General features: G+C 72.1%; 7 protein-coding genes. 2 read left to right on the forward strand and 5 right to left on the reverse strand.

The features are described from left to right. Nucleotides 1–14 precede the first annotated feature (14 nt). The 3 genes from BM236_RS16265 to napA all read right to left on the reverse strand — a co-directional run bounded on the left by BM236_RS16265 (nt 15) and on the right by napA (nt 3,037). Nucleotides 15–2,084, reverse strand: coding sequence for an acyltransferase family protein (locus BM236_RS16265; RefSeq protein WP_175507713.1), 2,070 nt, complete (start codon nt 2,082–2,084; stop codon nt 15–17). 119 nt (nt 2,085–2,203) lie between these two features. Next, a complete protein-coding gene (locus BM236_RS16270) occupies nt 2,204–2,692 on the reverse strand; it encodes a LytR C-terminal domain-containing protein (RefSeq protein WP_091125951.1) in 489 nt (162 codons plus the stop codon). 3 nt (nt 2,693–2,695) lie between these two features. Further along, nucleotides 2,696–3,037 (reverse strand): nucleoid-associated protein NapA, encoded by a 342-nt coding sequence (gene napA, locus BM236_RS16275; RefSeq protein WP_483869888.1) that lies wholly within the window; start codon nt 3,035–3,037, stop codon nt 2,696–2,698. 111 nt (nt 3,038–3,148) lie between these two features. Here napA and BM236_RS16280 point away from each other — a divergent pair, with 111 nt between their 5' ends. Next, on the forward strand, nt 3,149–4,183 hold the full coding sequence (locus BM236_RS16280; protein ID WP_091125955.1) for a Gfo/Idh/MocA family protein: 1,035 nt from the start codon (nt 3,149–3,151) through the stop codon (nt 4,181–4,183). 65 nt (nt 4,184–4,248) lie between these two features. Continuing rightward, the gene (locus BM236_RS16285; protein WP_091125982.1) at nt 4,249–5,688 is read left to right on the forward strand and encodes an alpha,alpha-trehalose-phosphate synthase (UDP-forming); all 1,440 of its coding nucleotides are present in this window, start codon (nt 4,249–4,251) and stop codon (nt 5,686–5,688) included. An 86-nt stretch (nt 5,689–5,774) separates the two neighbouring features. Here BM236_RS16285 and BM236_RS16290 read toward each other — a convergent pair whose 3' ends face one another. Together BM236_RS16290 and BM236_RS16295 are read right to left on the reverse strand one after the other, a co-directional pair. Further along, complete coding sequence (locus BM236_RS16290) at nt 5,775–7,244, reverse strand: GH1 family beta-glucosidase (RefSeq protein WP_091125957.1); 1,470 nt, start codon at nt 7,242–7,244, stop codon at nt 5,775–5,777. Further along, on the reverse strand, nt 7,241–7,610 hold a 370-nt coding region (locus tag BM236_RS16295), incomplete at its 5' end, for a carbohydrate ABC transporter permease (RefSeq protein ID WP_139230132.1). The genes BM236_RS16295 and BM236_RS16290, both read right to left, overlap by 4 nt.

The following is a 7,610-nucleotide window of genomic DNA, read 5'->3' on the forward strand; positions in this document are numbered from 1 at the left end:
GGCCCAGCCCGCGGTCAGGGCGCGCGGGTGGACGCCGGGGTGGGCGGCAGGGTGGACGCCGGGGTGACCGGGGCCGGCGCGAGCAGCGGCCCGATCAGCGTCTGGAGCCCGGGCGCGACGGCGCGCGACCAGGACGCGGTGATGTGGTCGTCGTCGTAGAACACGACGTCCTCGCCGACGATGAGCGGGCAGACGCCGTCGGCGCAGACCAGCGCGCGTGGGTCGATGTAGTGCGCGGTCGTCCCGGCGATGCCGGCGATGGTGAAGCGGTTGGCGACCACCCCCTGGCCCGAGACCGGCGAGAGGCATGTCGCCTGGTCGGCGCCGGGGGTGCTGAGGCACTCGGGCGCGGGCAGCGCGCGCTGCGGGATGTCGCCGATGACGACGACCTGCGGCGTGACGGCGGTCAGCTGGCCGATCGTCGTCGCGACGCCCTGCTGCCAGGTGCGTCCCCGGGTCAGGCCGGCCCGTGCGCGGGTCTGGTCGAGCCCGCGGTAGGCGACGACGATCGCGTCCGGCTGCAGGTCCGCGATCTGGGTGTGCGCCCAGGCATGGAAGGCGGTGCACTCCTTGTAGTCGCGGTAGCCGAGGCTCTGCGGGACGTCGAACGGCATGCACGACGACTTCACCAGCGGGAGGACGCGGAAGTGCTCCTCCTCGCCGATCCGGTCGAGCGCGGGCAGCCACATCCCCGCGTGCGAGTCGCCGAGGACGACCACGAGCCGGTCGGCGGTCTCGTCGCCGAACGTGCACAGCCTGGTGGTCGTGTCGTCGAAGTCCGCGTAGCAGGGGAAGTCGGTGCGCCAGACGTCCCGGGCGTGGTCCTTGAGGTCGACCGTCGGCAGCGGGGCGCCGCTGCGGGCGAGTGCTACGGCCTCGGCCACCGCCCGGGGGATGTCGGCGGGCGCCGGCTCGACCTTCGCCTCCGGGTGCGCGGCGAACCAGCGCTCGGAGGCGTGCCGGTCGTGCGCGACCAGGGCCTCGGAGTGTGAGGTCGCGGCGAGGGCGGAGCCGACGACCAGGGCCACCGTGGCCGGCCAGAGGGTCAGGCCGCGCAGTCCGTGGACGACCGGGAACCCGCGCTGGAACGGACGCTCGACGAGGAGGTAGCTGGCGGTCGACGCGACGAGGGTGAGCACGAGCAGCAGGCTGACCCGGTCGGCCCGGCCCCAGTCGTCGGGCAGCAGCTCGGGGCCGAGCACGAGGAACGGCCAGTGCCACAGGTAGACGGAGAACGAGATGTCCCCGAGCCAGCGCAGCGGCGCCCACGACAGCACCGACGCGACCGGGCCGTGCCGGCCGGCGAGCAGCGCCATCGTGGCGACCACGGGGATCGCCGCGGCCCACCCGGGGAAGGGCGTCCCGGCGTCCATCGTCACGGCCGCCCACCCGAGCAGGGTCGCGCCCGAGAGGCCGAGCAGCCACTGTGCCGTGCGAGGGATCCGTGGGGCGAGGACGGCGAGGAGCGCGCCGCCGCCGAGCTCGTAACCCCGCGCGGGCGTGGAGAAGTAGGCACTCGTCGGATCGGCGGCGGTCACGTGCAGCGACCAGGCGATCGAGGCGAGCACCAGCGTGGCCGTCACGCCCAGGACCAGGCCGCGGCCGGCCCGTCGGCGTACGAGCAGGGCAACGAGGAGGGGCCAGAGCAGGTAGAACTGCTCCTCCACGGCGAGCGACCAGTAGTGCTGGAAGGCGGAGGGCAGGTCGGTGCTGAAGTAGTCGGCGCCCGAGCGGGCGAAGTGCACGTTGGAGAGGAAGGCCGCCGACCAGAGCGCGTCGGTCCGGCTCTGCTGCGTGCGCGCCAGGGACCCGGTGACGCTGACGACGGCCAGCGTGGCGACCAGCACCAGCGTGGCGGCGGGCAGGATCCGCCGCGCCCGGCGCGCGTAGAAGTGGCGCAGCGAGACGTCGTCGGTGCGCCGGCCCTCGCTGAGGAGCAGACCGGTGATGAGGAAGCCGGAGATGACGAAGAAGACGTCGACGCCGACGAACCCGCCCTGCAGCCCCGGGACGCCCGCGTGCGCGGCGACGACCAGGCCGACCGCGATCGCGCGCAGCCCCTGGATGTCGCGGCGGCGGTTCACGGGTGCTTCCTCCAGTCGGCGTCCGACGGCCGGGGTTCGGGCCGACAGCCGCCGAGCCTACGAGACCTCGGCCGCCCGTCGATAACTCTCGCCGGTCCCCAGCACCTCGACGTGGGTGCTCAGTGCAGCGGGCCGGTGAGGATGATCGTGAGCCGGTCGAGCTTCATCGGATCGATCGCCTTGGCGGTCCGCTTGATCCCGAGGTCGAGGGCGAGCTGCTTGCCTTCGCGCTTGAGCTTCGCCGGGTAGTAGACGGTGGTGGACGGCACGCTGCCGTACCAGTTGTCGGCGCCGACCACCTGCCAACCGACGTGCGCGACCTGGTCGCCGACCTCCGCAGCGAGGCCCTTGGTCGCGGTGTTGTTGAAGACCTCGACCATCACCTTCTTGCGCACGATCGGCTTGGGCGTCCTGGTCGGCGCAGGCGCCGGTGCGGTGGCAGCAGGCGTCGCGGCCGCGGACGGCTGCGCGACGTTGGCGATCTCGCGCTCGGCCGGCTCGTCACCGCGGGTGGCGAAGAACGCCACGCCGGCCATGACCACCGCGACGATGCTGAGCATCATCACCGGCGAGGGCAGGACGACGCCGCGCTGGTCCCTGCGCACCACGGCTCAGACCTCGAACCCGAGCCGACGGGCGGAGCGCTGGCGCTGCCGCTCGGCACGGAGCCGGCGCAGCCGGCGGACCAGCAGCGGGTCCGCCTCCAGCGCCTCGGGACGGTCGATGAGGGCGTTGAGGACCTGGTAGTAGCGGGTCGCGGACATGTCGAACTTCTCGCGGACGGCCGTCTCCTTGGCCCCCGCGTACTTCCACCACTGGCGCTCGAAGTCCAGGATCTCGCGGTCGCGCTCGCTGAGCGCAGCGTGCTGGACCTCGCTCCGCGAGGCGGCGTTCTCCGCAGCCATCGGTTCCCCCGTCTCCGCCTGAGCGTTGCTTGCTCGTCCGTCAGCCACACTCTAGACGAGGAATCACAGGGATGTAGTTCTCTCGCGCGGCGTGCCCTGTCCCCGACCGACCGAGGAGCCTGCGCGGCGGTCATCGAAGCGCGTGGCTAGGTTGACCACGTGACCACCGAGACCACCGAGACCACCGTCCGCTGGGGCATCCTCGCCACCGGCAAGATCGCGCACGTCTTCGCCCGGGACCTCGCCGTCACGCCGGGCGCCGAGCTGGTCGCCGTCGGCTCACGCCGTGCTGAGTCGGCCGAGGCGTTCGCCGCCGAGTTCGGCGGCCGGGCGCACGGGTCCTACGAGGACCTGGTCGCCGACCCCGAGGTCGACGTCGTCTACATCGCGACGCCGCACGCGTTCCACCTCCAGAACGCCCGCCTGGCCTTCGCGGCCGGCAAGCACGTGCTGTGCGAGAAGCCGCTGACCCTGTCGACCGACGAGGCCGAGGAGATGGTCCGGCTGGCCAGCGAGCACGACCGCTTCCTCATGGAGGCGATGTGGTCGGCCTGCCACCCGACGATCGGGGCCCTCCGCCGCCGGCTCGCCGCGGGCGAGTTCGGCACCCCGCGGCACTTCCACGCCGAGCTCGGCTTCCTGGTCGACGCCGAGCCGGGTGACCGGATGGTCGACCCCGCGTTGGGCGCCTCGGCCCTGCTCGACATGGGCGTCTACCCCCTCACCGTCGCCCACCTCCTCTTCGGCCCGGCCGAGGCGCTGCACGCCGTCGGCGACACCCAGAGTGCACCGGGCGGCACCTTCGACCGCGACGTCGCCGTCGTCGGCCGCTATCCCGGCGGTGTCCTCGCCACGATGACCGCGTCGATCACGTCCTGGTCCTCGCGCGCCGCCGCCATCGCCACCGACCGCGGCCGCATCGACCTCGACGACTTCCACCACCCGACCCGGGCCGTCTTCACGCCGCAGCAGCCGATCGCCGACTGGACGGCGGAGAACGCGGGCGTCGAGCCGGTCGAGATCGAGCCCGACGGCCCCCTCATCGGCCGCGGCTACGGCAACGAGATCGCCGAGGTCGGCCGGTGCCTGCGCGCCGGCCTGCGCGAGTCGCCGCTCGTCCCGCACGAGCAGACGCTTACCCTGCTGCGCCAGATGGACGACGTACGCCGCCAGGTGGGTGTGACCTTCGGCTGACCGGGCGTGAACCGGGCGTGAACCGGGCGGCCGGAGGGTATCGGGGCCCCGCTATGGTCAAGAGCATGAAGGCCGATCTCCACGCCGATCTCGTGGTGGTCGCCAATCGCCTCCCGGTCGATCGGGTCACGAACCCGGACGGCTCCCAGGGCTGGCGGACGTCGCCGGGCGGTCTCGTCACGGCGATCGAGCCGGTCCTCAACGACAACGACGGCGTCTGGATCGGCTGGCCCGGCGGCACCGACGAGGCGATGGAGCCGTTCACCGACAACGGGCTCCACCTGGTCCCGCTGTCGATGTCGGAGCAGGAGATCGAGGAGCACTACGAGGGCTTCTCCAACGCCACCCTGTGGCCGCTCTACCACGACCTCGCGGCCCGGCCGGAGTTCCACCGCGAGTGGTGGGACACCTACCAGCGGGTCAACCGGCGCTTCGCCGAGAAGGCCGCCGAGGTCGCGGCCGAGGGCGGCACGGTCTGGGTGCACGACTACCAGCTGCAGCTCGTCCCGGCGATGCTGCGCGAGCTGCGGCCCGACCTCACCATCGGCTTCTACCTGCACATCCCGTTCCCGCCGGGCGAGCTCTTCCAGCAGCTGCCGTGGCGCCGCCAGATCCTCGAAGGACTGCTGGGTGCCGACCTGGTCGGCTTCCAGCTGGCCGGGGCCGCACAGAACTTCATCCGTCTGGTCCGCCAGCGGGTCGGCCACAAGACCCACCGCGACCTCGTCTACCTGCCCGACGGTCGCACCGTCCGGGCGACGGCCTTCCCGATCTCGATCGACGCCCGCGGGCTCGACGAGCTGTCCCGCACCGAGTCGGTCGTGAAGCGGTCCGAGGAGATCCGCGAGGCGCTCGGCAACCCGCGCAAGGTGTTCCTCGGCGTGGACAGGCTCGACTACACCAAGGGCATCTACGCCCGGTTGCGTGCCTTCGCCGAGGTGATCGCCGACGGCCACTTCGACGTCGACGACGCGGTGTTCGTGCAGGTGGCCGTGCCCAGCCGCGAGCAGGTCGAGACCTACAAGGTGCTGCGCGACGAGATCGAGCGCCTGGTCGGTCGGATCAACGGCGACCACGGCAAGCTCGGCCAACCCGCGATCCACTACCTGCACTCCTCCTACCCGCGCGAGGAGATGGCGGCGCTCTACCGGACGGCCGACGTGATGGTCGTGACGCCCTACCGCGACGGCATGAACCTCGTCGCCAAGGAGTACGTCGCCTGCCGCGCCAACGACGACGGCGCGCTCGTCCTCTCCGAGTTCGCGGGCGCGGCCGACGAGCTGCGGCAGGCCTGGCTGGTCAACCCCTACGACCTCAACGGCATGAAGCAGGCCCTGCTCGACGCCTACCGGGCCGAGGATCGCGAGCTGGGTCGTCGGATGCGAGCGATGCGCAAGACCATCCGCCAGCACGACGTCGCGGCATGGGCGGACTCGTTCATGAGCTCCCTCGCCGAGGTGCGCGGCGCGCACCGCAAGACCCTGCAGCCGGCCCGGAAGAGCTGATCCCCAGCACTCCGCCGCTCGAGTAGCGGAGTGCCGGGGACCTCGTGCCGGACCGCGCTGACAACGGGGCGCGGCCCGACACGACCTCAGACGTCGCGCGGCTGGAGGCGGCCGGTCGCGGCGACGTCGGCATACCAGCGGGCGCTGGCCTTGGGGGTGCGGACCTGGGTGTCGTAGTCGACGTGGACGATCCCGAACCGCTGGCGGTAGCCGTAGGCCCACTCGTAGTTGTCGAGCAGCGACCACGCGAAGTAGCCGCGGACGTCGACGCCCTGCTCCATCGCGGCGTGGACGGCGCGCAGGTGCAGGTCGACGAAGGTCAGCCGGTCCTGGTCGTCGACGGTCCCGTCGGGGCCCACGACGTCGTCGTAGGCCGCACCGTTCTCCGTGATGTAGACCGGCGGGACGGCGTACTCCTCCTTGAGGCGGACGAGGAGGCGGGTGAGGCCGTCGGGCTGCACCTCCCAGTCCATCCCGGTCACCGGGTAGCCGCGCCGCGGGAAGCTGACGTCCTCGCAGCCCGGGAACGGCGTCGACGTCGACCGCGAGGCGTGCACGATCCGGCTGCCCAGCAGGTCCTCGCGCGGGACGCCGGATGCGCCGTCGCCGTGGTAGTAGTTCACGCCGAGCACGTCGACCGGGGCGCCGATCAGGTCGAGGTCGCCGTCCTTGACCGCGTCGTGCCAGGGGCGGCCGGCGAAGAGCGTGCCCTCGGTGTCGGCGTAGAGCTCGTCGCGGTAGCGGCCCTTGAAGATCGGGTCGAGGAAGACGCCGTTCCAGAAGGAGTCGATGCGGCGGGCCGCGTCGACGTCGCGGGGCTCGGCCGGGTCGAAGGGGTCGGCCACGGTGAGGTTGAGCGTGATCCCGAGCCCGTCCTGGCCACGCTTGCGCAGCTCGTCGACGACGAGCCCGTGGCCGAGCATGAGGTGGTGGGCGGCGACGATGCCCGCGACGCCCTCCTGCCGGCCCGGCGCGTGCTGGCCGCCGGTGTAGCCGAGGAAGGCCGAGCACCACGGCTCGTTGAGGGTGGTCCAGTAGGGCACCCGGTCACCGAGGGCGTCGTGGAGCGAGAGGGCGTACTCCGCGAACCGGTAGGCGGTGTCGCGGTTGGTCCAGCCGCCCGCGTCCTCGAGGGTCTGCGGCAGGTCCCAGTGGTAGAGCGTGACCCAGGGGGTGACGTCGGCACCGAGGAGCTCGTCGACCAGTCGCGAGTAGAAGTCGACGCCGGCGGCGTTGACCGGGCCGGCGTCCGGACGGACCCGCGGCCAGGCGGCGGAGAACCGGTAGGCACGCAGGTTGAGGCTCTTCATCAGCGCGACGTCGGCGGGCATCCGGTGGTAGTGGTCGCACGCGACGTCACCGGTGTCGCCGTCGAGGACGGCGCCCGGCACCCGGGAGAAGGTGTCCCAGATCGAGGCGGTACGGCCGTCCTCGCCGGCAGCGCCCTCGATCTGGTAGGCCGCGGTGGCGGCGCCCCAGAGGAAGTCGGCGGGGAACTCGAGCGACGCAGTGGGGTCGACGCCGAGTGCTGGGACGGTTGCGGAAGGGGAGGTCATCCCTTGACGGCTCCTTGCATGATGCCGGCCACGAGCTGGCGACCGGTGAGGACGAACAGGATGAGCAGGGGGATCGTGGCCAGTGTGGTCCCGGCCTGCATGAGAGAGAAGTCGACCGTCTGACCCTGGCCGGCGATCTGGAGCTCCTGCAGGGCGGTCTGCAGGGTCTGCTTGCTGGGGCTGGACAGCGAGACCAGCGGCCACATGAAGTCGGTCCAGACCTGCATGAAGGTGAACAGCCCCAGGATGGCCATGGCCGGCCGCGCGGCGGGCACGGCGACGGTCCAGAACGTGCGGATCATCGAGCAGCCGTCCACCCGGGCGGCCTCGATGAGCTCGTCGGGGATGGCGTCGAGGAGGTACTGC

Origin of the sequence: Nocardioides terrae (genome assembly GCF_900112345.1) — a bacterium.
GTDB lineage: Bacteria > Actinomycetota > Actinomycetes > Propionibacteriales > Nocardioidaceae > Nocardioides > Nocardioides terrae.